At 54.1% G+C, this 26,091-nt stretch carries 16 protein-coding genes and 1 tRNA gene; 9 read left to right on the forward strand and 8 right to left on the reverse strand.

Going from position 1 to position 26,091, the window contains the following annotated elements; all coding sequences use genetic code 11:
* Positions 1–3: 3 nt before the first annotated feature.
* The 6 genes from cas7e to QS713_RS02480 form a co-directional block, all read right to left on the reverse strand.
* Positions 4–1,128: a type I-E CRISPR-associated protein Cas7/Cse4/CasC gene (gene cas7e / locus QS713_RS02455; protein ID WP_313272166.1), complete on the reverse strand. Its 1,125-nt coding sequence runs from the start codon at positions 1,126–1,128 to the stop codon at positions 4–6.
* Entirely contained in the window at positions 1,125–1,790 is a 666-nt protein-coding gene (gene casB, locus QS713_RS02460; protein ID WP_313272168.1) for a type I-E CRISPR-associated protein Cse2/CasB, read from the reverse strand. The genes cas7e and casB overlap by 4 nt, the downstream gene beginning before the upstream one ends.
* Entirely contained in the window at positions 1,787–3,454 is a 1,668-nt protein-coding gene (gene casA / locus QS713_RS02465) for a type I-E CRISPR-associated protein Cse1/CasA (RefSeq protein WP_313272169.1), read from the reverse strand. The genes casB and casA overlap by 4 nt, the downstream gene beginning before the upstream one ends.
* Before the next feature lie 133 nt (positions 3,455–3,587).
* Positions 3,588–6,641, reverse strand: a complete 3,054-nt coding sequence (gene cas3 / locus QS713_RS02470) for a CRISPR-associated helicase Cas3' (RefSeq protein WP_313272171.1) — start codon at positions 6,639–6,641, stop codon at positions 3,588–3,590.
* 486 nt (positions 6,642–7,127) lie between these two features.
* Positions 7,128–9,782, reverse strand: coding sequence for an FtsX-like permease family protein (locus QS713_RS02475; protein WP_313272172.1), 2,655 nt, complete (start codon positions 9,780–9,782; stop codon positions 7,128–7,130).
* Positions 9,783–10,499, reverse strand: a complete 717-nt coding sequence (locus QS713_RS02480) for an ABC transporter ATP-binding protein (RefSeq protein WP_313272174.1) — start codon at positions 10,497–10,499, stop codon at positions 9,783–9,785.
* Positions 10,500–10,739: 240 nt separating this feature from the next.
* Between QS713_RS02480 and QS713_RS02485 the strand changes: the two genes are divergently transcribed.
* Positions 10,740–10,934: a PspC domain-containing protein gene (locus QS713_RS02485; protein WP_313272176.1), complete on the forward strand. Its 195-nt coding sequence runs from the start codon at positions 10,740–10,742 to the stop codon at positions 10,932–10,934.
* A 363-nt stretch (positions 10,935–11,297) separates the two neighbouring features.
* Here the strand turns inward: QS713_RS02485 and QS713_RS02490 are convergent, their stop codons facing one another.
* The gene (locus tag QS713_RS02490) at positions 11,298–11,921 is read right to left on the reverse strand and encodes a superoxide dismutase (RefSeq protein ID WP_102216432.1); all 624 of its coding nucleotides are present in this window, start codon (positions 11,919–11,921) and stop codon (positions 11,298–11,300) included.
* Positions 11,922–12,141: 220 nt separating this feature from the next.
* On the opposite strand from QS713_RS02490, the gene QS713_RS02495 reads away from it, so the two are divergent.
* From QS713_RS02495 to QS713_RS09195, 8 genes are all read left to right on the forward strand, one after another.
* Complete coding sequence (locus QS713_RS02495) at positions 12,142–13,731, forward strand: DUF7059 domain-containing protein (RefSeq protein WP_313272178.1); 1,590 nt, start codon at positions 12,142–12,144, stop codon at positions 13,729–13,731.
* Positions 13,732–13,923: 192 nt separating this feature from the next.
* Entirely contained in the window at positions 13,924–16,746 is a 2,823-nt protein-coding gene (gene topA / locus QS713_RS02500; protein ID WP_313272180.1) for a type I DNA topoisomerase, read from the forward strand.
* Entirely contained in the window at positions 16,747–17,406 is a 660-nt protein-coding gene (tmk, locus tag QS713_RS02505) for a dTMP kinase (RefSeq protein WP_313272182.1), read from the forward strand.
* Complete coding sequence (locus QS713_RS02510; RefSeq protein WP_313272184.1) at positions 17,403–18,596, forward strand: DNA polymerase III subunit delta'; 1,194 nt, start codon at positions 17,403–17,405, stop codon at positions 18,594–18,596. Before tmk ends, QS713_RS02510 begins: the two co-directional genes overlap by 4 nt.
* Before the next feature lie 141 nt (positions 18,597–18,737).
* Complete coding sequence (locus QS713_RS02515) at positions 18,738–20,291, forward strand: alpha/beta hydrolase (RefSeq protein WP_313272185.1); 1,554 nt, start codon at positions 18,738–18,740, stop codon at positions 20,289–20,291.
* Between the two features lie 149 nt (positions 20,292–20,440).
* Positions 20,441–20,513: transfer RNA gene (locus QS713_RS02520), tRNA-Thr, on the forward strand.
* Between the two features lie 1,081 nt (positions 20,514–21,594).
* Positions 21,595–21,750, forward strand: a complete 156-nt coding sequence (locus tag QS713_RS09105; RefSeq protein WP_376779563.1) for an ATP-binding cassette domain-containing protein — start codon at positions 21,595–21,597, stop codon at positions 21,748–21,750.
* Between the two features lie 234 nt (positions 21,751–21,984).
* Entirely contained in the window at positions 21,985–23,901 is a 1,917-nt protein-coding gene (locus QS713_RS09195; RefSeq protein ID WP_512699825.1) for an ATP-binding cassette domain-containing protein, read from the forward strand.
* Positions 23,902–23,916: 15 nt separating this feature from the next.
* On the opposite strand, the gene QS713_RS02530 is transcribed toward QS713_RS09195, so the two are convergent.
* Positions 23,917–25,983 (reverse strand): hypothetical protein, encoded by a 2,067-nt coding sequence (locus QS713_RS02530; protein ID WP_313272189.1) that lies wholly within the window; start codon positions 25,981–25,983, stop codon positions 23,917–23,919.
* Positions 25,984–26,091: the final 108 nt, after the last annotated feature.

Consider the following 26,091-nt stretch of genomic DNA (forward strand, 5'->3'; position numbering starts at 1 on the left):
GGCTCACGCCTCACTCGAACCAAGATCCAAAGACGTAAGCGCCTCCCGTAACTGGCCTAACACTTGTGAACGCGACCCGGTCTCACCCAGCGGCTCCAGAATCTCCGCCAGATCTGGCAGAGCAATCACCCAACTCTTAACCGGTTTCGCATCGTATGTTGCTTCGATCGCTTGTGCTTCCTTCACCAGCCTCGCGGCAGCCTCAGTGCGAATCCCTTTACCAGTTTCCTCAATCGCCTCCTCGAACGCGTTCACGTACGAAATGGGGCGGTCCTCACGGATCGCAACCAGCACCGCGTCAGGCAACGTCCGGTTCGCAAACGTGTTCTGCTTACCCGTGGGCATAGAGCGAATAAAGGCCTCAACAAAAGCCGCAATCGCCTCACCGGTAACTTCCTTATCGTCCGCAAGGTTAGCGGCCAATTGATCAGCATTAACCGTTGCGTAACGGTACAGGGTAGAAGACATCATCGGGAGGGTACCAATCATCCCCGCGCCCGTTTCTTCTTCCTGCACAGTGACGTCATCGACAGCGGTAAAGTAATCGAACTCCTGCTCCGCCGGCGCAACCCCCAACGCGTGCGCCACCTGCGAGCTCGCGTCCACATTAAAATCGGGTGCGTCGGCCACCATTCGGCCAAACAGGGCGATGTCAATCGACTGGTTGGTGTCGAATAGTTCAGACACCACTTTTTTCTTCGGTTTCTCTTCCGGATTCGCAATGATCCAGTCCGCGATCTGCTCTATTTGCCGCGAAGACAGGAATACGAGGTATTCGCTCTCTTCAATCGCATTGCCAGCACGATCAACAGTTTTAGTTTTCATCCCAGCGGCCGTGAACACTTTCTTCACTGCTTCCAGGGCGTCGTCAAGAGACCATTCTTCACCGCTGTTATCAACTACTTTCTTTGCGATTATTTGTGGGAGCCGCCGCGACCGCGTCCCAATCTTGATCGCATCAAAGTTCTCGTTGAAGTCTTTGCGGATCGCCCTCTTCCACGCTTGCGAAGAAACCCGGTGGCGGGTCGTGCCACCGAACATCGCGGTTTTCGGCGCGCCCGTGTCGTCCCGGTTAATGTTCGAAGGCGGAACCGTCTGAAGCGCGTGTACATCTACGTAGGTGGTCATTTTGTCTCCTCAGGATTTGTTGTTTCTTTACTATCTTTTCCGTATTTGCTAACTGAATATCCGAATGAAAAATCGCGTCCCCACCGCAGCAGCACACCTTTTCGGTGCTGTGCGGAGTCTAGTGCGCTCAGGTCGCTTGCGAGTGCACCGTAGTTGAACGGGATTTCTTCCGCTCGCAATAAACTGATGAGGTTTCGAATGTAGTAGTCGCGTGCTTTGCGGGTCTTAGCGGTCAGCAGCGAATCGAACCGACCTTTGGTGGACACGCTATCGCGCCTGTGCGCCAGTACCCCCGCTGCCTGCGCGAACGTTTGATTCCGCGTGTGCATGTTCTTTTCCCGCCCCTGCTGGTGCAGTGCGTAGAACACGAGTGCGGTGTAGATTGCGTTTTCTGATTGTGAGGGCCGCTCGCGTTTACCTAAATACTTCGGTTCTATTTCGGGAACCACCAGTTCCATCACTTGCATCCACGCAACCAGGTCGTCTTCCGGATCTTTCCCAGCCCCGCGGCGCAGGGTAGCTAACGCGGCTTTGCTCGCGGATTCTGCGTGCGTGTCACCTGCTGAAATACCGGCGTAGAGCCGCTCCACCGCACTCACAACGGTTGCGTACAGCCCTTTGTCTGCGCGCGGATTCTGTTGGGTTTCGGCCACGTCCATCATTTCCTCCTTCCATTAGGGTGGTTGATCTTGTTAAGTGTCATATTTCTTTCCTTTACGTTGAGGACCTTGCTGAGCCGGTACTCTAACCAGCTGTATGCAAGGGAAGACGAGTAGAGCACTCCGTCGTCTTGCTCGCCTTTTGGTTTCATAATGCCGATTGCTGCTTGAGGGCCGGCGGCGTACGCCATGTCTTGGGCGAAGAGGCAGAACTGCTGGTATAAGTTCTGTGCCCACTGGCCCCAAGCCTGGTCAATGTTGGTGGTGTTGCTGATGCTGCCAAGCCAGTCTTTAAAACCAGGTTCCGCATCGTAGAGCACTCTTTCGGTGAGGGAAGGGACGAACTGGTAGTCGTCGCCTAACGCTTGTCTTAGTCGCCCACCGAACTGACCGACGGCTATCGCGGCGTCTTGCGCGGCCTGCGCGGCTTGCAGCAGGTGGAAGATGACGTCGGCATTGTTGGACATGAGTAGCTGCAGTTTCATCTCCAGCTCCGCATGAATGGTGTTTTCAATAACCGCAGCTTGAGTGCCGTAAACCATGCCGACCAGTTCAACCCCAATATCTTGGTCTAGGTGCTCGCCTCTTTCTTGAATCGACCGCAACCAGTCGATTGTTTTTGGAATCTGGTTGGCTTGTTCTGGTTTTGGTTGCTTATCGCTGAATACGAGCAGCGGATCTAAGCTGCGCCACACGGTTCGTTCTTCCGCGTGTGTGCGCGGGTAGTACACGTCCTGGTTTTTCTTTGACTTGTTTTTAGACCACCGGTAGGCCGTCATGGGGTCGTTGAATTCGTTCGCGGGTTCTATGCGGTCCCCGTTCGTAACCAGCACGCGCACAACCTCATTGTTTTCAACTACTAGGCGTACGCGCCGCACTTGCCAGGTGAGGATGTCCACCGGTCCCAGTGGTCTTTGCACGTCTCGTGGGGCGGAAGTATCTGGGTTGCGTTCCCACGGGGGGAGGTCTAGTTCGCGTTTGTCATCTGCCATGAGGTTTACCGGGAGGTTCAAGATGAAGGTTTGCGCTAGGCATTGCCCGTGCAGTACCACTCCACCGGTGGTGCCACTCCACCCTGTGCCGATGGGGTATCCCTTGCCGCCTTTCACCCGCGGGTCTCCGACGGCTCCGGGTTTAATCCCAGAGTAGTCGTAGGCTTGTAACGCGATGAGCCACCTGGCTGCCTCAGGTAACGAAAGCGCTTCACGTTTTTGCCCGTCCCGCATGGTGAACTGGTCTTTTTCCGCTTCAGGGATGATGCGGGCGATACCGAGGGTTTTCCCACTGGTGGTCTGCAGATCGTTAACCTGCATGAACGGTTTGGGGGAGTGGATGAGCTCAAACCGCTCGTGCCACTGATCCAGGTAATCGTTGATTGGGCTGCTGTTGGGCCACTCGGGGTCTTCGAGGTTGTCGAACCACCATCCGGTGTATTCGTCGCGATCGGAAAGCACTTGCGCAAAATCTGGGTCGGTTAGGTGGGCGCGCCAGATTATTGCGAGTAGGACGCGTAGTACCGCGTAATTCTGGGTGGGGCTGTCACCTTGAATCCGTGTGATCTGCCCACTGTTCGCGAATGTGTCGCGTAGTGACAGTATTTTGTTTGTACCGTCGCGCATGCGAACCGGTATCCATGGTTCGTCTACGAGGTTAAATGAGTTCTCCATTTAACACCTCACTTCCTTGTGTTGTCTGCTTCCTGTCTGTTTGCGTTTTACCGTGGTTTTCCACGGTGCTTCCTGTTTGTATTGCGTTATATCGTTGATTTCCGCGGTGATTTTTCTACTGCCTCTGACTTGTCTACTGGTTCTCGGTTTCGTCCTCGTCGTCTGCTTGCTGCCACGTGATTCCAAGTGTTGCGCACTCGTCTTCGCTCATTTTGGTGATGTCCACCAGCCCGAGTTCTTTTCGGTAGATCAGGTTGTGGCCGTTCAGGGTTGCTTGCCCGCGTTCGTCTAGGTTGAGCTGTAGCTGCCCGCGTAGAAGTGGGGACGCAGCCCAGGCTTTGTCTGTTGTTTTCTCTAGTTCAGTTACGGTTTTGTCGAATGCTTGAGGGTATTTAGTCATCGATAGTGGCAGGCGCACGCTTGAGGTGGCGATGTCGAAGGCAGTGTCTTGGCTGATGGGGCTACCTTCGGCAAGTTTCGTGTCTGCGTACCCTGGGCCCACCCACGGCAGGGGTGAGTAGTATCCGGCGCCTCTGTCTGCTGTTAGTAACACTTCGATGCTTGGGTCTGTGTCACGAACTTGAGCTAAACCTCTTTCTTCCCCACCAACTTCTTGGGCGGCGTCGCTTCGCTGACGGTCCCACAGTTCCACGAAGTCGTGGTTGTGGTTGGTGGGGGCGGCAAACAGGAATGTGTCCGCTTTGGCCTGTGCTTCGGCGCGTTCTTGGTTCCGCTCGTGTACTGCAGTTTCGTACGCTGCTTGCCATTTTGGCTGCACCGTGCTGGCATGGGAGTACACGGATTCAACCAGCTGCGGGATCATCGCGGGGATTTCTAGGGGTTGGCCGTGCAGGAATGGTTGGATTTTGTCCCACGTGGCCAGCAATGTGGCTTGGTCGTAAACCAAGTCAAAATACTTGGCGAATACAGGCTGTGAGCTGGCGGTGCCGGTGTCGGTGACGCCGCGGATAATTACTTGTGGTTGCTGCGCCCAGGCGGGTCGTTCGCTGGTGTGACGTTGGTGGCGGTGGAGCCGTCCGACACGTTGTATTAGCAAGTCGATCGGCGCTAAGTCAGTGATGATGCAGTCGAAGTCCACGTCCATGGATTGCTCTACAATTTGTGTGGAAACTACTATGCGTCGCCACGGTCGTTTCCCGTTTTCGCATGCGTGTTCGCCGCTGCGTCCTTTTGTGTCCGCACCTATTTCTGAGGTTAGTTGTTTCTCTGCTGCTACCCGGTCAGCGGAGGTGAAGCGGCTGTGGATTAGGAACGCGTCTGCCCCAACGAGGTTTTTCAGTTGCGCATACGCGTATTGCGCGCGGGCAACGGTGTTGCAGATAACTAGGGTGCATCCGCCGTTTTCAATGGTGTCAGTGAGCGCATCTCGCAGTGCCTGCCAGGAATCGTCGATTGCGTGCAGGGTAACGGATTGTTTTCTTCCACTTGGTTGCACGGCGCGACTGCGAGTTTCACTGTCTTTTCCAGTGACGGTAATTAGCGGGTATGCGCTCGGTTGCGTTTTTGTTTCTTCAGATTCTTGAGGTGCGTGCTCTCTTCCGGAGTACGCTTCGAGTAGCGATGCGCGTGTTTCGGAGGGGAGCGTGGCGGACAGGACGATTACGGGCACGCCGTAGGCGGCTAACCATTCGAGCGCGCGGTGTAGGTAGACGTTCATGTAGGCGTCGTAGGCGTGGGCTTCGTCGATGACCACAACTTTTCCGGCGAAACCGAGGTGGCGCAGCATCGCGTGTTTGGATTGCAGAGCGAGCATCAGAACTTGGTCAATCGTCATGACGGAGATGGATGCGAGTATGCCTTTCTTCCTTCCCCTGAGCCAACTGTGTGCAAGAACGCCCGAGCTGCTGTCGTGGTCGCCGTCGTAGACTTCCTGGATTGAACGTGCAAGCGAGGTGTATTCGTCGTTGAGAATGTTTTTCCCGTGCGCGAGGTACATGGAGACTGGGTTTTCGGCGCTGGCTCCGGTTTGTGCCCATTTTTTGATGCGGTGAAAGAGCCCGTTTGCGGTTGCTTGGGTGGGGGCGGCGAAGGCGATGCCGTTGCAACCATTTTTGTGTGCGAGTATTTCCGCTGCCATTAGGGCGGCTTCAGTTTTGCCTTCACCCATCGCAGCTTCGATGCACATCATGATGGGGCCGTTTGCGTGTTGCGCTTCTTCGTATGCCGCGGTTTGTACCGTGTAGGGGGTAGCGGTGTTTGGCCAGTTAAACCGGTGTTTGTACGCTTCGTCTGCGCGCGTGGTTATTTGTTGTGGTCGCCACGGGCTGGGGAGTTGAAGGTGGGTGACCCCGGTGTTGAAACGGGTTTCATTCTTTTTGGTGTCCGCGTTCGTATGGTTTTGTTCAAGGGAACGTTTGAATGCGTCTATTGGCATTTCTTTTACGCATGGGAAGAGTTTTTGGTTTGACGCGATCCAGTCCGTCATAATCACGATGCCAGTTAGCACCATTGACGCACTTTTCGAAAGTGGTTTGTTGTTTTCTAGTACTTTCTTGAGGGCCGGCAGCGCGTTGGTGCCGCTTGCTGCTGCCTGCACAGTGGTTTGTTGTGTTTCGGTCCAGTTGGTGCTTTGAAAGTTTTGTTCTGCGACCGCGTTTTGGTGGGCCTCGTTGGTTGCGGGGAGGCCGTGGTGGGATCCAGAGATGCCGGCGACGCTTCGGCGTACTCGTGCTGCGCGAAGTCTTTCTGAACGTTTCGGTTTCCTGGTTTCCGCTGCGCTTGTTTCACCAGTTTTTGTCGCCTGAGGTGATGGCTGCGCGTAGTTGTTTAGCTGCTGTAAGTATTCGTCAATGATTAGGCTGCTGCCTGCACTGTGTGGGTATTTGATTGGCACGTGGGTGTTGATTTGTTCAAGGCCTACGGCTTGGGCTCGTTCACCGAAGGAGCTGTACCGGTGGGGTGATAGTTGGTATGTGAAGCAGGAACCGGCTTTCCCGAGGTCGTGAGTGCCCGCTAGGAAAGTGATGAACTGTTTTGTTTCTTCCAGTGATAGGGAGAGGCCTTCGGAAAGTTGTTGTTTGATCCGGCTCGCTAACCAGTGGTCCCACAACCAAGCGGATACGCGTGCACTGTCTTCTAAGTGCTGAGCCAGTGACAACCATTCACCATCATTTTCCCCGGTTTTGGCCCACAATGCGCGAGCCCCTGGTGGCCACTGAAACTCCATGTCGACTCCTCTGTCGGGTGGTTATGGAACCTAGCGTACAGCACTTCGTAAATGAATGCAACTGAATAATGTACAAATATGCAGTGTGTAAGAGTAAGGTGTGGTCTCTGCAAGCTCCAGATCTAAGATCGTTAACCAGGATTTCCTTATTAAGACGGGTGCTTAAATGTTAATTAGATAATAACGTTAAATGACGAGAACTAGGCAGTGAAAGACTCCGGCACCCGGAACTTTTGCCCGGAAATGCCGGAGTGATGTGAACCCCACATGCGTGGGGAGCAGCCCGAATATAAGCAGCGTATTTACATTATTCAAGGCTCATCCCCAAGGATTGCGTTATGCATTCCGTTTTGAGGAACTCATTATTGAGTTTAGTGTGTTTGCGGCGCGTTTACTGCGGTAGCGTTGGGGGATAGCGTTCCGCACTTAGTTTTTACGCGCCGCAAACACGTGCTGATTACCAGATCCTTATCGAGTTCATTATTCTCATTCGATTGCTGCAAGAGCCTCAACCGGGTGGGCTTTCGCAGCTTTCCTCCCCGGAAGCCAAGAGGCCACAAGCGCTGCAACCAACGCGACAAGCGCGGTGATCGCTAGGTAATGCCACGGTATCGACAAGATGCTTTCCGTGTTGTCGCCCATCGGCATGGAAAGCACTCCTAGCCAGCCAAAACCAATTCCCGCTGCAATCCCAATCGCAACTGAAACGGCGCTAATCAAAATCGCTTCCACAGATAGCATCCGTTTCACATCCCGGCGTGTCATCCCCAGTGCCCGCAACAAACCGTTCTCGCGCTTACGTTCCAAAACCGATAGCGCTAACGTGTTCGCCACCCCAACCAGAGCAACAATCACCGACACCCCAAGCATCCCCAGGGCACCCAGCATCATTCCGTTAATGATCTGCGAATACACTGCGCGCTCAGGAGCTCCGCCACCAACCGACAACTCTGGGCCCGCCTTCGTAATAGTAGAAACCGCATCCGTGGTCTCCGAGGGGGACAAACCATCATCCAAACCAATGTAAATAACCGCGTTTTCACTAGCTGTCCCATCAGCTTTCAGCTTGCCTTGCTCCTGCCCCTCAGCAGGTGCCGGTGTATTTGAACCATTGGATGTGCTAATCGTAAACAGCTTGTCAAAATCCGCTTTACTCAACGTGTACGTCGGTAAAGGCATAAGCAATGGCTTTAGAGTGAGTGCTTCCGCAGAGGTCTTCACGTCAATCTGAGCTTCCTCCGGATCCCACCGATCCTTAGGTACCCCAATCTCACCCGGCTTCAACGTGGGGATCTTTGAGTGCGCAATACCAGACAAATCCTGCTGCAAAGCCACCTTGTCTAAGAACAAATCCGCATCTTCACCGGGGGCACCTGCGCCGTCCGCACCACCGGGGGTACCTGCGCTGTCCGCGGGCGTACCCGAATCCTCACCGGGGGTACCTTGCCCGGAAACGCGGATAACCTGTGCGTCCCCACTGGCCGTAGTCACCATTTTGTGAACCCCCTTAACCCGACTGATCGCCTCAAGCTCACCAGCACTCAACGACCGCGGCGCCACCACATTCACGTCCAGCGGACGCGCCTGATTAACAGCATTATTGAGGGTTTTCTCCATAGACTGTGCTCCAACCAGCAGAGTCGTCACCAACGTTATGCCCAGCACCAAAGCAGTACCAGTTGCGCCGGTGCGCCCCGGGTTGCGTCCAGTGTTACCAGCGGCAATCGACGAGGTCACGCTGAACCTCAACACTTTCCCCAAAGCCGTAGTGATATGCGGCAAGACGACAGCCACCAAAATTAGAAGACCAACAAACAACACTAGGGAACCCAAGAGCATCAGAACAAAGTGCGTGGACGCAGACGTTTCGCGGTACCCCACAAACACCGCTGTGCCCCCAGCAACCGCAAGCAAAACCCCCAAAACAGTGGAAACTGTGCGGCGCTTACCCGAACGCTCATCCGTAGCCGCAGGCTGCAAAGCAACCATTGGTTTAACCCGGCTGGCTCGCAACGCCGGACGGAAACCAGCGATCATGCTCATTGCCACACCGGTCGCGATTGTCCCCAGGAACATTGGGGGCGTAATCACCTCAAGACCGTCTAAGAAAGAAGGAACCAACTGTGCGAACGAGTTAGCGCCCGCACCCAACACGGCCCCCACAGCAACCCCAACAACTGCTGAAACCAAACCCACCAGAAGAGTTTCCCCCAAAACCAAGCGCCGCACCTGGCCCGCGTCCGCGCCAACCGCGCGCAGCAATCCGAGTTCACGCTCCCGTCGGGCCAACAGCACCTTGTAGGTGGTGGAGATTACGATCATCGCTGTCAAAGCCGCGATCGCCGGAAAGATTAGGGAGACGACCAGTAAAACCGACCCGTTCCCTGTGCTCCCACGAATAGTGTCAGAAACGAACTCATCCAAGCTAGAGGCCTTGAGCCAATCGTGCCCCTTGATCGCATCATTCACCGCGGCTTTCGCACCGCTACCCGCCACCAGTAGTCGCGAAGCGTGATCATCCTTCGTGAGTTTCTCCCCCAACTTCTGAGGTACCAGCAGCGCACCGGCAGTCACAGTCTTGTCACTACCGATAATCCCACTGACCTTCATCGTGGCTGGCTTCTGCGAGGCCGGATCGTCGGTGAAAGTCATCGCGTCCATCATGACCTCGTCACCAACACTTACTTCCAGTGTTTTCGCCGTCCCAGCTGGCAACGCCACCTCATTATCTTTCTGAGGGAGTCCGCCGGAACTAAAATCAAACTGGTTCAACTTACCCACCGGTGCGATCAGCTGACCACCAGAACGAACACGGTCTTGCCCAGGTTTGTAAACCTCTGCATAAGAAAATGTGTCCAACCGGGTGTCAAGCCCTTTTGCATTCAGATCCTGCTGAACCTCACGCAACTGTTTAGAAGACGCGTCCAAATCGGATTCATTCCGGTCGAACCCATCTGTGGGGGCAACAACCATGTCTGCGCCCCTGATAGTACTTGCGAAAGTGGTGGTCAACGCCGAACCGAAACCACCAGAAATCGCTAAACAAGTGATGATGAATGCGGTGGATAGCGCAATCGCAATTGCTGTCGCAGTGTACCGACCCGCGTGGGCTCGCAAGTTAGAAACTAGTAGCTTACGCATTTAAGCCACCTGCTCAATCTGTTCCACAGTTGGCTTCGGCAGATCCTGCGTAACTAAACCATCTTTAACGATCAACACGCGGTCGCCCAACGCAGCCGCATGCCGATCGTGCGTAACCATCACCACGGTTTGCCCCAACACGTCCACGGCCTGGCGCAGTAGCGAAAGGACCTCATGGGAAGATTTCGAATCCAGGTTTCCAGTAGGTTCGTCAGCCACCAGCATCTTCGGCCGCGCCACCAACGCCCGCGCCACAGCTACCCGCTGCTGCTGGCCACCGGAAAGTTCAAATGGTTTATGCGTTAACCGGTCCCCCAGCCCTAGCGCTAACACCACTTCTTTGAACCAGCGCATATCTACCTCGCGCCCCGCCAACTTCATTGGCAACGTGATGTTGTCCCGCGCATTCAGCGTTGGAATCAAGTTGAAAGCTTGGAAAACGAAACCGATGTTGTCGCGCCGAAAATGCGTGAGGTCCTTGTCTTTCAGGTTCGTGATCTGCTTACCTCCAACCTCAACGGTGCCAGCCGACGGTGAATCCAGACCCGCTAACACGTGCAACAACGTGGATTTACCTGAACCAGAAGGGCCCATAATCACCGTGAACTGCCCCTCATGAATCTGTAAATCCACACCATTCAACGCGTTCACCTGCGCGCGTCCAGTACCGTATATCTTCTTAACTCCCCGCAATGTGGCCACAATATTTGCCGCCATGGTAAGAACCTTCCCGATCCGATCAACAGTTATTTCAACGATTCGAAAACGCGTTATGACCTGGTTTCGAAGCTACTTTCAGCCTACAAAACCGCAGGAAATAGCGATATTAGGTATTGCCCTAGTTGTTCCCTGAGGGGGTGGGGAACTAAAAATCAGGGTTAAGTCAGGGTACTACCGGGTACCCTCGCGGCGTGTTGTGTGACACGGTGGTAATCAAAGTCAATGAAAGGTGATGCTATGAGAAAGAAACTGATGCGGTCCGGAACGGACCGTTACCTCGGCGGGGTGTGCGGTGGGATCGCGGAATACACGGGGATTGATTCGAGTATCATCCGTATCGTTGCGATCATCGTGGCGCTACTGCCCGGGCCGGCGTTCATCGTGTACCTAGCTCTGTGGGTGATAATGCCGCTGAGTTCCACCCCAGCATAGTAACCCCCGTCGCGGTAAACGCCGTCGGAGTAACCTCGTCCTTCAACCTGGTAAAACACAGTCCAAAGGAATATCCCTGTGGCGCGAAATCGAACGGAGTCTTTTCAGAACAATTCGTGCTAACCACGTAAGAAAGCGACTCGCGTTCACCATGTAAGAGAACAACTCATGCTAACCACGTAGGTGCATAACAAAGGTAGGTGCATACCAAAAGAGGGGAACGGCATTACTAGCCGTTCCCCTCCTAGTTTGAGTCCAATAAACGTATGCACCCAATAAACGTATGTGCCCAATAAACGCTGCTGACCTGGTGGTCTTAAGCGTAACTGGCGTTACGCATACTTGTCTATGCTCTACCCGCGGTTACGGGGTTACCAAACCCGTGTAATCCGTGCGTGCTTTCTCGAAGCGTTTCGCGATGAACTCCCAGTCGATGATGTTCCAGAATGCTTTCACGTAGTCCGCCTTCACGTTCTGGTAATCGAGGTAGAACGCGTGCTCCCACATGTCCAGCATCAGCAGCGGCACGATCCCGACGGGCACGTTGGCCTGCTGGTCGTACAGCTGGAAGGTCGATAGGCGCTGGCCGATGGTATCGTATCCCAGAATCGCCCAACCGGAACCCTGGATGCCGGTAGCAACCGCGGTGAACTGGTCTTTGAACGTTTCGAAAGACTTGAAGTACTCGTCAATCGCGGCGCCAAGCTCACCCTCGGGCTTGTCCTGGCCATTCGGGGATAGGATCTTCCAGAACAGCGAGTGGTTAGCGTGCCCACCCAGGTTGAACGCGAGGTTCTTTTCCCACAGGTTAATAGCGGCGAAGTCACCCTTCTCTTGGGCTTCTTCAAGTTTCTCAAGTGCCGTATTCGCGCCACTTACGTACGTGTTGTGGTGCTTATCGTGGTGGAGTTCCATGATTTTGCCAGAGATGTGGGGCTCTAGTGCACCGTAGTCATAGGTCAGGTCAGGAAGTGTGTATACCGCCATTGTCACTCCTAAATAACATTTTGGCTAGCGGCCCAATCTGAACCGCACTTAGTTACCACGTTAGCGACCCAAAACGAATTTGTCTCGATAAAGAGATAAATTTCAAGTTTTCGCAAGGCGTGCGTGACCTAAAAAAATGGGGTCAGGGAGGGCGTTTGAATGCGTGTTTTCAAGTGGAACGCGTCCGCGTGGGGCGACCGTTGTCCGTACTATGAGAGGTATGAATATGACCAGATTGCGGATCGTTGCGCGTCTGCTCAATGCGTTGCGGGCAGACCTTAAACAGTTGAATTATTCGCATGAGGGGGTACGTGCCCTGTTGGGGGCAGATGCCCACGACGCGTTGTTGCGGGAACAGCGTGCTCCCGCAATTATGCGGGCCGGCGAAAGTTCCGCCCCGCTGGCCTACGCCATTCGTTTGCTATTGCTAGGTGCAGACGTGGCGGCTGTGGATGTGGATCGCGCGTTCACCCGCACGGGTACTGAGGGGCTGTGTCGCCTCGGGTTGGTTAACGAGCCGGTGCACGGTCGGGTGCGGACCCGTGTGCAGATTCAACCAACGCCAGCGCCGGGCCAGCATCACTGGTGGGTGGTGTGTGACATGAACCAGGCGCTCACGGGGCATCGGCCTGCGCGTGACCACGTGCTCGGAGTAGGGGGTGCGTCCCGCACTTCGCTGCGAGCCACCCCCTCAGTGCCTGTGGGGACAGTACTGGATATGGGAACCGGCAGCGGGATACTCGCTTTGCAAGCCACGACGCATGCGAAACGGGTGGTCGCAACTGACCTATCCAAGCGGGCTTGTGAGTTCGCCGCCTTCAACGCGGCCCTCAACGACGTCCCAGTAGAAGTGCGCCGAGGGTCCTTATTTGAACCCGTTTGTGATGAACGGTTCGATTTGATTGTGTCGAACCCGCCGTTTGTGATCACCCCTCAAGAACTGCGGGCAGGGGGACTAGTGGAATATAGGGATGGTGGCCGAACAGGAGATGCGTTAACAGGTGAGGTTTTGCGCCAGGCCACCAAGTTTTTGAACCCCGGGGGAAGAGCAATCATCTTGGGGAACTGGGAGATTCAGCGTGACCGGGATTGGGCGGAGCACCCACGCAAGTGGCTAGCAAACACGGGTGTGCACGCGATGGTGATTGAACGTGAACAGTTATCTCCGGTGGAGTATGCGCACATGTGGTTGCGCGACAACGGGCAGGATTTGGGGCCGCGGTCGCAATATGAATCTGACTACTGCACGTGGTTACGCGACTTTGACCGGCGTGACGTGCAGGCTGTCGGCATGGGGATCGTGCTGCTAGTCAAGCCCGGTAAGGCAGGTGCGGAGCCGCTGCAAGAGCCCGTCCAGGATGTGTCTGAGTCGGGTTCGCTTGAAGGAGCGCATATGTCGGGTTCCGCCGGGCGTGTGCACCAGCAGTTTGAACAGGTGCGCGCCCCGGGGCATGCGACTGGTAGCTACCTGCAGGCAATTATGGATGAGTTGGCGTCGAATGGTTTTGAGGTTCGAGAAACCGACCGGTTTGTGCGCACCAGTGATGTGCGAGAGGAACGGCATTACCTCCCAGGCGAAGAGAACCCGCAGGTGATTGTTGCAACCCAGGGGGATGGGTTTGGTCAACGCATCCGTCTGCACGCCTACACCGCGGGCTTCTTAGGGGCATGCGACGGGGAACTCACGGTGGGGCAAATCTGCACTGCGATTAGCGTGCTCATGGACGCGGAGTTGGAACAGGTGTGGAGCGTGGTCAAGCCGCAAATACGGCAGCTGTTAACCGCAGGTATGATAACGCGACAGGGGTAACGATTCGCACACCGTAGTGGGATCGTGATATACGGTAGGGGCGAATGCGTTGTACAGTGGCAGTCGTCAACACGCCGCGTTTAGTGACGCGCGGCAGGTGGATCGACTGGCAGGTATTAGGCGCTTAGCGGTAAAGTGCGTGCACTCAATGAGGGTGGTGGCACCGATAGTAGTTTAAGAAAGAGTGGGAACGTGGCAGGTAAAAAACTCGTGATCGTGGAGTCCCCAGCGAAAGCACGGACGATCGCCGGGTACCTGGGGCCGGAGTTTACCGTTAAGGCATCCGTGGGGCACGTGCGAGACCTGCCCACCCCCTCAGAACTACCGCCTTCGAAGAAGAAGGGGCCGCTTGGGAAGTTCGCGGTTGATATTGAGAAAGATTTCAAACCCTACTACGTAATTAACGCGGATAAGAAAAAGACGGTCACCGATCTGCGTAAAGCGTTGAAAGATGCAGACGAACTATACCTAGCTACTGATGAGGACCGTGAGGGAGAGGCGATTGCCTGGCACCTGCTTGAAGTTTTGAAACCCAAAGTGCCGGTTAAACGCATGGTGTTTCACGAGATCACGAAAGAAGCGATCCAAAGCGCGTTAGAGAACACGCGGGAAATCAACTTGAACCTGGTGGATGCGCAAGAGACCCGGCGGATCCTGGACCGCCTAGTGGGGTACGAAGTGTCCCCACTGCTGTGGCGCAAAATTTCGGCGGGGCTTTCCGCCGGGCGCGTGCAGTCGGTAGCGACCCGCATGATTGTAGATCGAGAACGCGAACGCATGGGTCACGTCAGTGCCCAGTACTGGGATGTGGCGACACAGCTGTGGTCCACCACGGCGTTCGAAGCCGCGGTCAGCCACGTTAACGAAAAACGTATCGCCGTTGGCCGCGATTTTGACGACGCGGGTGAACTCAAGAAACCAGCGGAGGTGGTGGCTCTGGATGCTGACTCCGCCCACGCCCTCGAAGAGGGAATCAAGAAACTAGGGGACGCGGACGCGCACGTGGAGTCGGTGGAGCAAAAACCGTATCGCCGCCGCCCGGCACCGCCGTTCACCACGTCTACCCTACAGCAAGAAGCGGGGCGGAAACTGCGGTGGAATGCCCGCAACGCAATGCGGATAGCGCAGTCCTTGTACGAAAACGGTTATATAACGTATATGCGTACGGACTCAACTGCGCTGTCCACACAGGCGCTGCGGGCTGCGCGGGCGCAGGCGAAAGAAATGTTCGGGGAACGCAACGTTTCGAAATCCGCGCGGATTTATGCGAAGAAAGCTAAGGGCGCGCAGGAGGCGCACGAGGCCATCCGTCCGGCAGGAGATTCGTTCCGCAGCCCCGACCAGGTGGCAACCGAGCTGAATAAAGACCAGTTAGCGCTCTACACCCTGATTTGGAAACGCACGTTGGCGTCGCAGATGACAGACGCGGAGGGAAGCACTGATACGTTGCGGATCGGTATGGAGGTGCAGACTGCTTCGGTTGGGGAACTGCAAGCGGGGACTCATCACGTGGTCGCCTCGGTGTCCGGCACGGTAATCGAGCATCGCGGGTTCCTCGCAGCGTATGAGGAAGGGCGGGACGCGCAGCGTTACGGTTCGCGCAATGATAATGAGCAGCGGCTGCCGAAACTCGTTGAAGGTGAGGTTGTGGACGTGCGAGGTGCAACCGCAACCGGGCATCAAACCACACCGCCGCCACGGTACACGGAAGCATCTCTAGTGAAAACCATGGAGGAGCGGGGGATCGGCCGGCCGTCAACGTATGCGGCAACGATCTCTACGATTGTGGACCGCGGGTACGTGTCGAAACGCGGGCAAGCGCTGGTGCCCACGTTCTTAGCTTTCTCCGTCACCCGCCTGCTAGAAGAAAACCTGGCGAACCTGGTGGACTACGATTTCACTGCCCGCATGGAACAAGACCTAGACCACATCGCGATGGGGGATCAAGATCGGGTGGCGTGGTTGCGTTCGTTCTACAACGGGTTGGGGGATGACGCTCCGAAAGTTTCGACGGATGGGAAGGGGCTTGCCCACCAGGTGGAATCGCTGGGTGATATTGACGCGAGGGCCGTTAACTCCATCGATATTGGCGACGGCATGACCTTGCGGGTGGGGCGTTACGGACCGTACCTGGAACGCCTCCAGGACGACAAGAAGGCGAACGTCCCCGTGTCGACGGCGCCCGACGAGATGACCGTGGAGCTAGCGCACGAACTGTTCCGTAAAGCGGAGTTAGATGGTCGCGTGCTCGGTCAAGACCCTCAGACGGGCCGTGACATTGTGGTTAAAGATGGTCGCTACGGTCCCTACGTAATGGAAGTTATTCCAAAGGAACCGGCCGAGGAAGAAACGCAGGAAACTGCTAGCGCGAAGAAAGCTGCAGCGAAGAAGCGGAAGAAAGTAAAGCCGCGCACAGCCTCATTATTTAAGTCCATGGACTTAGAAACGGTGACGATTGACGACGCGTTAAAACTACTGTCCCTACCGCGCGAAGTGGGCACAGATCCGAAAACGGGCGAGGTCGTGACCGCGCAAAACGGACCGTACGGCCCGTATTTGAAACGCGGTAAAGAATCGCGTTCTTTGGAATCTGAGGAACAGATTTTCGCAATCACACTGGAAGAAGCTCTGGACGTGCTGGCGCAACCAAAACGGCGTGGGCGCGGAGCTGCGAAACCACCTTTGCGTGAGTTCGGTGAGGACCCCACTAGTGGGAAGAAAGTTGTGATTAAAGACGGCCGGTTCGGCCCCTATATTACGGACGGGAAAACGAACGTGACGGTACCGCGTTCGGAAGCGATTGAACACATCACGGAGGATCGGGCGTTCGAACTGCTGGCGGACAAGCGGGCGAAAGGCCCTGTGAAACGCAAGAGTACGCGTAAGACAACTAAGAAAGCTGCCGGCAAAAAGACTGCTTCTAAGAAGACAACGAGCGCGAAGAAGCCTGCGGATGCTAAGAAGACGACGCGTAAAACCACTGCTACAAAAGCGTCTACCGCGAAGAAGAAGTAGATGGGAAGCGGACTGTTCATCACGTTCGAGGGCGTGGACGCCAGCGGGAAGACCACGCAGATTGAACGCACTGCCCAATGGTTGGGGGAAACGCTCGGGGTGCGCGTTGTGACTACGCGGGAACCGGGTGGAACTCCACTGGGCCAGCAGATTCGCGAACTGATACTGCACGGGCCAGGCGATATGGATGATCGTTGTGAAGCATTGCTTTACGCAGCTGATCGGGCCTACCACGTGGCAACGAAAATTCGGCCGGCCCTAGCGGCTGGGCAGGTGGTGCTGCAAGACCGGTACTTGGATTCCTCTGTTGCTTACCAAGGGGCAGCCCGCAACCTGGGGGTGGGCGACGTGCGTTCCTTGAATACGTGGGGCACTCAGGGGTTGCTACCGGACGTGACCGTTCTGCTAGATGTTGACCCGCTGGATGCTGCCCGCCGCCGCGACGGAGCGCAAGATCGGTTGGAGCTAGAAGGCGTGGCGTTTCAACAGGCCGTGCGGGAACAGTACTTGCAGATAAAAGAGGGATCTGACGGCAGGGTTAAGCTAGTTAATGCCGGTGAGGCCCCCGGTGCTGTTCAGGCGCAGATCCGGCGGGTGCTAACCCCGGTCATCGAGCAGTGGCGCCGCTGTTGCGGCGTGCGGGAAGGCGCGGGGCAGTGACAGTTTGGGATGACCTGGTAGGGCAAGAACGCGCGGTCTCTATTCTGCGTAACGCTGCCACGCAAGCGCGTGCAATCGTGGGGGAGGAACGCGGTAGCGCCGCGAGTGCTGCGGGGCAAGAGATGACTCATTCGTGGCTGATCACGGGCCCACCGGGGTCTGGGCGTTCAACCGTTGCTCGTGCTTTCGCAGCAGCGTTGCAGTGCACTGGACAAATCGTTGGGTGTGGTGAGTGCGCGGGGTGCCGAACCACAATGTTGAAGAGTCACTCGGATGTGACGGACCTGGATACGTCAACGGTTATCATCACGATCGATCAGGTTAGGGAATTGATTCGCGATGCGCAGACCGCACCGGCCCTCGGGCGGTGGCGGGTTGTGTTGGTGGAGGATGCGGATCGGATGCTGGAACGCACCTCAAACGTTTTGTTGAAATCTATTGAAGAACCACCGGAGCGGACGGTGTGGATTCTGTGTGCCCCCAGCCCGGAAGATTTGATTGTCACGATTCGTTCCCGCTGCCGCCACGTTCAACTGCAGGTGCCGTCTGTGCAGTCCGTGTCTGACTTGCTTGTGAAACGGGGGGTGGATCCGCAGCAGGCCAGGTTGTGCGCGCAGCTTTCGCAGGGGCATGTTGGGCGCGCGCAGGGGCTTGCGGATGATCCTAATCAGCTTGAGGCGCGGCGAGAGCTTTTGAGTTTGGCGGTCCGTGCCCGCAGTGTGGGGCAGGCAGTTTTGAACGCAGATGCCCTTTTGGAGCAGGTTAAGGCACAGGCTGGAGCGGAGATTGACGCAGCTGATGAGCGTGAGATTCAAGCGTTGAAACGCACCTTGGGGGTGGATGGGGAAAAGCGTTTAGACCCTTCCACTAGGGCGCAGATAAAAACGGTTGAGGATCAGCAGAAGCGGCGCCGCGACCGGCGTCAGCGTGACGCGATTGATCGGGTGATGGTAGACCTGTTGGGGTTGTTGCGCGACGTGTTGATTACGCAGTTAGGGGCCGGGATGGACCTCATAAATGTAGACCTTTCTAACCAGATTGAAAGCATGGCGGGGCGAACGGATGCATCCCGAACGTTGGAGCGTATGAATGCGATTGATCGGGCGCGTGAACGCATGGCGGCGAACGTGCCGCCGCTTCTGGTGTTGGAAAGCTTGTTGGTGTCGCTGCACAATCCTTCAGTTGCTTAAAAGCTGCGGACTGTTTTAACGGTTTCTTTATGTAATCTGCACTGGTTTCGTGTAGCTCCTTGTTAAGTGTGTCTGTTAACGTAAAGCAGACGCGGTATTTCCGCGACCTGTAGTTCGAACATCTACTTTCGAGGATGGATAATGAACAAACGCATAGTTGCCATTTTGGCTACGGCGCTGCTGGTAGCGGGGTGTTCCGCGGGAGGTTCCGCAGAGGAATCTAAGAATGGAGCTCATTCTGAAAAGGTTTCTGACACCAAATTACAGGCTTTCTACGATCAGGAAGTTAAATGGGGATCCTGTGATGGTGATGCGCAGGTCGCGGAGATTTCCCAAAATCGTTTGCAAGGTAAGCAGTACAAGTGTGCGAATGTCAAGGTTCCTGTGGATTACCAGAAACCTGAGGGGCCATCAGTGCAGCTGCGGGTTGCGCGTTATTCGCAAGACGGTTCGCACACTCGAACCCCTCTGGTGTACAACCCGGGTGGGCCAGGTGGCAGTGCTATCGGTGGGCTGCCTTCTATGGTTGAGAACGTTTTTTCGAAGGACGTGCTGGGTAAGTACGATTTGGTTGCGCCAGATCCGCGTGGGGTTGGGCTTTCATCCCCTGTGCAGTGCTTGACGCCGGAGCAGACAGACAAAATGCGTGCGTCCGATGAGTCGTCTGTGGATAAGATCCGTTCTACTATGGCGAAACTGGGTAAGCAGTGTTTAGAGGAATCTGAGCAGATGACCCGCCATGCGGATACGGACTCGGTGGTGAAAGACCTGGATGTTCTGCGCGCTGCGATGCGGCAGAAGAAGCTTAACTACGTGGGTTTCTCTTATGGCACGCTCGTGGGAATTAAGTATGCGGATGCGTTTGGTAAGAATGTTGGCCGCATGGTTTTGGATGGGGCGTTAGATCCGGCTGCGAATGTGAATGAGATTTCGTTGGGGCAGGCTGAAGGGTTTGAGGCTTCGGTGGACCACTGGATTGAGGTGGCTACGAAGAACGGTGAGCTGCCTGACCAGCAGTCGCCAGAGCAGGTGAAGATAGTGATCAAAACGTGGTTGAACCAACTTGAGGGGAAACCGCTGCCCACGGCGGATCCTAACCGTCCCCTCACGAAGTCGTTGGCGATGTCCGCGATATTAGCAGGTATGTATTCCACCGATTCGTACAAGTACGTAACCCAAGGTGTGAAGCAGGCAATGGGGAGCAAAGACGGCTCTATCTTGTTGCAGATAGCTGACTTATATGCAGATAGGAAGCCTGACGGTTCGTACTCTTCTAACTCTTTTGACGCGTTTAACGTAGTTAATGCGCTCGATTATAAACCCGTGGGAACACCTCAGGAGTGGGAGAAGGCTGCGGAAGAACTGAAGAAGAAGCTGCCGTTTGTGGGTTCGGAATTCTCTTACGCTTCTGCTGGGTTAGTGGATTGGCCGGTGAAAGCGCCGGGAGAGCGCAAAGCACTATCGGCGTCTGAGGCACCGGAGTTCCTGATTGTGGGAACTAGGAACGACCCTGCAACACCTTACAAGTGGGCGGTTAATATGCATGAGGCAGCTGCGAAATCTCGCCTGGTCTCTTGGGACGGGTGGGGGCACTGCGCGTACCGCCAGGATGGTTCCGCGGGGGTGCGTAGCACGGTCGATAAGTACTTGATTGATGGGGAAGTGCCGGAAGACGATGTGAGCTTCGATGACTAGCGAGGTTAGTTGTCAACGATAATTGGAGACTAGTGTTGTCAATGGAAATACTTGTATTCCCAGTGGTTAGTGTGGTGAAACACAGAGGAAGAGTTTGAAAACGACCTATAGTGTTCGCTAAAGTTAACCGCGTGCCCTACGGGGCGAACGCCACCTTAGCTCAGTCGGCAGAGCGTCTCACTCGTAATGAGAAGGTCGAGAGTTCGATTCTCTCAGGTGGCTCGTCTTTCTGAAGCTGTCGTACTTGAAGTCAAGAAAGAAGGAAAGACTTTTAAGACCGAAACAGCGCCTATTGATGGGTACAGTCGAAAGAGCTAGATATTTCTTATGTTAATGATGACGATCTTCAGGCAGACATTGAACGCCTCAAATCAGAATCAGAGAAGATTGCCTCCAACCTCAAAACTGATCGGTCGTTCGGGAAAGTAGTTGCTTGTCTGGGAGCCGTCGCTGGTAATGGTGGCCCAGCAGCCCATATTATTGTTGGAGCCTGTGCCGGCGCATGTGCGGCACCATAACCTATTGTCACAAAAGGTATATGTGCAGCTTGCATCGGAGCTTATGCTGCTCTAGGTTCAGGAGGGATGGGAGCAGCTGCTGCTTGCTTCCAGCTGTGGTAGAGAGGAGAAAACAGGATGCGTAGAAAGCTCCAATTGTCTGCTGGTGAAATAGTTGTTGTAGGCATTTCGGGCGGACTGGGAATGCTTGCCCTAGCTTGCGGATTCATCAATCCGCTATGGCTTCTTGGTTTTATCGCATGCGTTGCTGTCCTACTTACGGTAATCATTCCAAAACTGAGTAGACGATAAACGTTCTCCGTAGAGGCACATCACGAATGAGATGTGGATAGTCATTTGAAAGGGCGCTCTTCATTTTCGCAAGAAGAGCGTTCTTTCAGTACTGTTACCAGACTTATATCTCAACTTTTCTATTAAACGTTGGGTTCATCGTATTCTCTCTTGTTTGGTCCTACTTCTTCTGGTGGCAGGCCGGTGGCGGAACGGTCTGCTATGCAGCTCACCGACGTTTACAGTTGCGTGTGGGGTAATCCTTTTGTTCAGGTGATTCGTAATGGCTTGGGGTTGATGGGGTGGCATTGTCGCTACATTTTGCTACTTCACTGAAGATCCGATGATCCAATGATGGTTATGAACGCAGTTGGAAGAAACTGGAGGCCCGGTTACGGCAGCTAAAACCGCGAGGACGCAGATTCCAAAACGTTCATATAATTGAGAATGAAACAAGAGTCAGGTACCTCTTATTTCTACTATCAGTGATTGGGAAGGTCATGATTAGTACTGGCATGATTGAGGTTGCTGGGGCAACTACACATAATCTGAAGAATGTGTCGGTTAACTTGCCTAAGCACAAATTGGTTGGAATAGCAGGGGTTTCGGGATCAGGAAAATCATCTCTGATAGTCACTCTGGCAGCTGGAGCGCAACAAGCGGTGGCCTGATTATTCCCCCCATTTGTACAGGCAAGGATGAGGAATCTAGATCTTGGTGAGGTTGAGCAACTGCGTGGCTTAACTTTTACTGGTGTAGTTGGGCAAAAGAAGTTTAGTAAGAACGTGCGCTCTACTGTAGCAACCGCATCGGGTATCGCCCCCTACCTACGCTTATTGTTCTCGCGGTCGGCAACCCCTTCAGCGGGATTCTCTCCGTCATACTCCGCTAACGATCCACGGGGCATGTGCCATTCATGTTCCGGGCTGGGGTACGTTAATGACATTGACCTATCAGAACTGGTGGACCCAAACCGAAGTCTCAACGAAGGGGCAATCAGGTTTCCGTCATTTGAACCGGGAACATACCGGTGGAAACGTTTGGTTTGCTCAGGACTTAGCGCGCTTGATATTCCATGGCGAGAAATACCTGCGGCCCAGCGTGAAGTGCTTTTGTATGGTGAGGGCGTAAAGCTGGACGATCCTCTTCCTGGTTATCCCAAGCATGGAATATTTGACGGCGTGATTCCAAGGATTAAAGCATCCTATTTAGAAAAAAGTGGAGTGAGAACCACGCGGCGTGAGGATGAAGCGTTACACAGAGTTGTGCGCAGAGTTACGTGTCATGAATGTGGAGGGCAACGCGTCAACCACGCAGCGCGAGCAAGTTACCTCAACAACCTAAATATTGCGCAAGTTCAACAGTTGAGTATAGAAAAGTTCGTCAACTGGCTTACTGAAGTTACTGTTAACGCAGTGGCTGGGCCGCGGCGTAGCATCTTAACGCGATGTAAATACATGAGTGAAATAGGGTTAGGGTACTTGTCACTAGATAGGCGGGCTGATTCGCTTTCAGGCGGTGAAGCGCAACGCCTACGAACTGTGGGGATACTGGGTGCTCCTATTACCGACGCGACATTCATAATGGATGAGCCGACTGCGGGTCTTCACTCAGCGGATGTTGATCGCCTACTTGTATCGTTACAAAGATTGCGCGATAAGGGCAACACCGTGATTGTTGTGGAACATAACCCTCAGATTCTAGTTGCCTGTGACCATGTTGTTGAGCTTGGGCCGGGATCTGGAATCAATGGAGGGAACGTGATATTCGCTGGAACTCCGCGCCAATTGGTTTCGAGTACTACGCCTACGGGGCGTGCGCTACGGGGTGGAATGGAACTGAACCCAGCTGCGCGCGAATCGCAGGGAAGTGTTTGGGTAAAGAACGCATGCTTAAACAATCTGCATGATGTCACCGTAGAGTTCCCACTGGGAGTATTGACAGTTGTGTCTGGCGTGGCCGGATCGGGGAAAAGTTCACTTGTTAAATCTCTAGTTGAACAGCAGCCACGCGTGTCCATGATTGACCAAGCACCATTGATGGCAACTCGCAGATCCTCTCTGCTGACTACCCTGGGAATAGCTAGTGCTGTACGGCAAGAGTTTTCGGTTGCCTCTGGACTCGACAAGAGTTGGTTCAGTGCCAATGGCAAAGGTGCGTGTCCCGCATGCAAAGGACGCGGGGTAATACGTGTAGATATGGCTTTCATGGACGACGTAGAAACCGTGTGCGAAAGGTGTGGCGGGCAGAAATTCAATGATAAGGCCATCGGAGTAAAACTAACTCGCGGTAACCGTGAGTGGTCGATCGCTGATGTGCTCAACGCGAGTCTAGATGAAGTGAATGAGTTGTTCAGTCGGCTTCCCAAGGTTAAGCAGGTCATAAACCTGGTAAGTGATGTTGGGCTTGAATACCTCACTCTTGGACAGACTTTAGATACCCTATCTGGGGGTGAACTACAACGGATTAAACTGGTAAAGTTTCTGGAAGATTACCAAGATAGCAGTGATACTGTGATCGTTCTTGATGAGCCCACTACTGGTCTGCACTCTCGCGATGTAGCCCAATTAGCTAACTTTTGCCATGAGCTGGTCAACCAGGGGCTGACAGTTATAGTTGTTGACCATAACTTAGGTTTTATAGCTCGAGCTGACCACGTTATTGATATTGGCCCTGGGGCTGGGGAACACGGGGGTTCCGTAATTTACTCAGGTAACCCTCAGGGACTTATTCGGTGCTCTAAATCTGTTACAGGCAGTTGGCTACGCAAGGCAGTAGAGCAAGGAAACACGACCGTCAGCGGGGTAAGCTATAACGGGTAAAGCTATAGTGCGCTTTCAGACCTGCAGATTACGTCTACTATCTTGATAGATTAGTGCGCTTCCGTAGACTGCTCCGATTGCGCCGACAATAAATAGGGTTATTTGGAAACTTGGTGAAACAATCGTTGACGCCCCGAAACGTGACGAAAACCCGGTAGCGAGAGCGGAATAGGCCAAGCACGATAGGGCCGCGCACACAAGAGTGGGAAGAAAAGCTATGAGACCCGTGATCGCTAAGTTAATGCTTGTTGGGAGGGCAAGAATGTCCACTAACTCCCGCAGTTTCAAACGCTTCTTCGCCTGCTGATTGGTGGAGGTCAAGAAAGCGATAATAAGTGCTAAAGCTGCGGGGAAACCAAGAAGAATGAACCAATTTACTTTGTCTGATAGTATCTTAACCCCGCCAATCCAGTTACTACCTAGACGGCTAGTGACAGCTCCCATGGAAATAGTCGCTTGTGAAACACTTTCCATGTCTAGTTGTTGGTCTGATACTAGGAACAGTGAATGTAGAGGTACCCTCGATGGTATTTCGGTGCGAATCGAAAAAGTATCGCCACCAATTATATCTAATGCCACAGCTGACTGGTCTGTAGTAGCAAGGTCTTGGTTATCAATGTCTCTATCTGGTAGTTTTAAGACTTCCCGGGCTTTCTGGTCAGTTTTAAGCACGGTAGCCCCAGTTTTTTCCTCAGGAGAAGTAGCGATTATGATGCCTCCAGCGGAAGACAGTTTTTTCGATAGTTCCTCAGCTTCTTGCACTGTGAACCCAGGGATTTTGATTTCGAGGAACCTATTTCCGAGCCCTGCGTCAACTCTAAGTGCTTGCTTCATTGGTGCCGATAACTGTGATGCATAAAGTTGTGCGCCTGCGAGACTTACGAGGGTGAGGGACATGCCGAGAAGCGAAACTATTAATGAAGGACCATGTGCTCGTAGTTTCCGCCGCGCAATAATTGCCACTGCACTCGGATTCAGTTTATGCAGTAGATTGGACACCATTTCAGCTACCCATAGCGATACTGTCGGGATTGCCATGCCTAGTGAGAGTAGAGCGCCGAAAAAGACAATCTGTAATGTCAACCCTCTTAACTCGTTTAGGGTTGCGAATGCCCACACGAAAACTAGGGATGGCAGAACAGAGAATTGTGACAGGCGCGCTATCAGTTTGTGCAGTTTTGTTGCTGGTCGCGTGTGAAATGTGAACCAACTGTTCAGCCCGCAGGCGAAGATAACTAAAAGGACTTGGGTGCAATAAATTGTTGCTGTTAACGGAAGTTGGCTCCGTAGGTCGGGTGGGGAGAGGATCACCCCCACCAGAGGTAAGTGAATCGGCTTAACACACGTGATACCTATGATAAGAACTGTAATTAAAGTGGCTGCGGATATCGGCAACAGCATGGTTCCAACTCCGCATGCAAGTCTCGTTCTTGCTCCAAAACCGATGTCTCGTAATAGGGCACTTGCATCTCTAAGCGCGAAGCTTTGAAATATTCCTGTGAGGCATAGGAATGCGCCTGGGAAAGCTAGAAATATAACTAGAAACAGAATCGCATGAGGTTGTGGTGGTAGGTTGAGGGCATCTCCGTTAACTACCAGATCAGATCCTGAAAAACTGTCAACTGCTATTCCCCAGTGTTCGGGCAGGGGACCTGTGGGGCGAGAATAAAAGAACAGTTCAGCCGGGTCGGACAAGGCTTCCTCTGGGATTAGTGCTTGCACTCTTCCGAAAGGGCTCATTGTTCCGGGTCTGTACTGGCGTGCTAGTGCGGGTGATAGAGCTACTTCTCCTGGCGCTAGCCATTTAGACATCCCCGGTGGTAGAGGAGCATTTTCCGTGCGTGGGTCAAGCAGGTATCCATGGGCTTGGTTAGTGCCCCAACTAGGAACCCATAGCAGGCGGAGTGGTCCTTCGTTTTTCTTAGCCCCCAGTTGTGCTTCAGAATCTTGTGGTGATAAAGACGCGTTCCCTAGCTCGTCCTCGGATTGAGCTTCATGGTTCATCTCCCGGTTAGTCCCAGTAACATCATCGGTTGTTGCTTGCTGAAACCCTGGGCTGCGCAGAAACTCGCGTTCACTCATGCCCTGATATGTGCCTTCTAATGCGCCTACTCCTACGGCAAAGACTCCTAGAAACACAACACCTATCAGGACGTGGATTCTGCCGGGGCTTTTCAACTTCCAGCCCAA

Origin of the sequence: Gleimia hominis, from assembly GCF_032085515.1 — a bacterium.
Classification (GTDB): Bacteria; Actinomycetota; Actinomycetes; order Actinomycetales; family Actinomycetaceae; genus Gleimia; species Gleimia hominis.

Coding starts and splice junctions, on each gene's coding strand:
- cas7e (WP_313272166.1), bottom strand. CDS start 1,128: ATGACCACCTACGTAGATGTACACGCGCTTCAGACGGTTCCGCCTTCG.
- casB (WP_313272168.1), bottom strand. CDS start 1,790: ATGATGGACGTGGCCGAAACCCAACAGAATCCGCGCGCAGACAAAGGG.
- casA (WP_313272169.1), bottom strand. CDS start 3,454: ATGGAGAACTCATTTAACCTCGTAGACGAACCATGGATACCGGTTCGC.
- cas3 (WP_313272171.1), bottom strand. CDS start 6,641: ATGGAGTTTCAGTGGCCACCAGGGGCTCGCGCATTGTGGGCCAAAACC.
- QS713_RS02475 (WP_313272172.1), bottom strand. CDS start 9,782: ATGCGTAAGCTACTAGTTTCTAACTTGCGAGCCCACGCGGGTCGGTAC.
- QS713_RS02480 (WP_313272174.1), bottom strand. CDS start 10,499: ATGGCGGCAAATATTGTGGCCACATTGCGGGGAGTTAAGAAGATATAC.
- QS713_RS02485 (WP_313272176.1), top strand. CDS start 10,740: ATGAGAAAGAAACTGATGCGGTCCGGAACGGACCGTTACCTCGGCGGG.
- QS713_RS02490 (WP_102216432.1), bottom strand. CDS start 11,921: ATGGCGGTATACACACTTCCTGACCTGACCTATGACTACGGTGCACTA.
- QS713_RS02495 (WP_313272178.1), top strand. CDS start 12,142: ATGAATATGACCAGATTGCGGATCGTTGCGCGTCTGCTCAATGCGTTG.
- tmk (WP_313272182.1), top strand. CDS start 16,747: ATGGGAAGCGGACTGTTCATCACGTTCGAGGGCGTGGACGCCAGCGGG.
- QS713_RS02515 (WP_313272185.1), top strand. CDS start 18,738: ATGAACAAACGCATAGTTGCCATTTTGGCTACGGCGCTGCTGGTAGCG.
- QS713_RS09105 (WP_376779563.1), top strand. CDS start 21,595: ATGATTGAGGTTGCTGGGGCAACTACACATAATCTGAAGAATGTGTCG.
- QS713_RS09195 (WP_512699825.1), top strand. CDS start 21,985: ATGTGCCATTCATGTTCCGGGCTGGGGTACGTTAATGACATTGACCTA.
- QS713_RS02530 (WP_313272189.1), bottom strand. CDS start 25,983: ATGAGTGAACGCGAGTTTCTGCGCAGCCCAGGGTTTCAGCAAGCAACA.